General features: G+C 55.8%; 1 protein-coding gene. It reads right to left on the bottom strand.

All coding sequences use genetic code 11. The features are described from left to right. Positions 1-767 (bottom strand): cbb3-type cytochrome c oxidase subunit I (locus D8U18_RS28080; RefSeq protein WP_177435074.1); only part of this gene is annotated, 767 nt, incomplete at its 3' end. Positions 768-873 lie beyond the last annotated feature (106 nt).

Genomic DNA, 873 nt, shown 5'->3' with positions numbered 1-873 from the left:
CCGGCCCAGATGTACAGGGTGATCAGCGCCCAGAAGTGCACGATCGACAGACGATAGGAGTAGATCGGACGTTCGGCCTGTTTCGGCACGAAGTAGTACATCATCCCGAGGAAACCGGTGGTCAGGAAGAAACCGACCGCGTTGTGGCCGTACCACCACTGGATCATCGCGTCAGTCGCACCCGAATAAGCCGAGTAGGACTTGAAGAAACTGACCGGCAGAGAGGCGTGGTTGACGATGTGCAGCATCGCGGTCACGACGATGAAGGCACCGTAGAACCAGTTACCCACATAGATGTGCTTGGTCTTGCGCTTGACGATGGTGCCGAAGAACACCAGGCCGTAGGTGACCCAGACAATGGCCAGCAGAATAGCCAGGGGCCATTCCAGTTCCGCGTATTCCTTGGTGGTGGTCAAACCCATCGGCAAGGTAATGATCGCGCCGACAATCACCGCTTGCCATCCCCAGAAGGTGAAGGCTGCGAGGCTGTCGGAAATCAGTCGCGTTTGGCAGGTTCGCTGCACGACGTAATAGGAAGTGGCAAACAGTGCACATCCACCGAAGGCGAAAATCACCAGGTTGGTGTGCAACGGGCGCAGGCGTCCAAAGCTCGTCCAGGCCAGACCGAAGTTCAACTCCGGCCAAACCAGTTGCGAGGCGATGAAGACACCGAGCCCCATGCCAAGGATCCCCCAGACCACCGTCATGATGGCGAACTGGCGGACTACCTTATAGTTATAAGCAGTCGGACTGATTGCTGTGCTCATTCTAAGGTTCCACGGTTTGGGTGTTTTATTAGGATTAAAAATCGGCCGCAAGTATGTAGAAAGCAGGGGGTCATTGCAACGCGCCATGACCTGGGTCAATGCTTTC

The organism is Pseudomonas sp. Sample_10 (assembly GCF_004321495.1).
Lineage (GTDB): Bacteria > Pseudomonadota > Gammaproteobacteria > Pseudomonadales > Pseudomonadaceae > Aquipseudomonas.
This window is presented reverse-complemented; position numbering and strand designations above follow the sequence as displayed.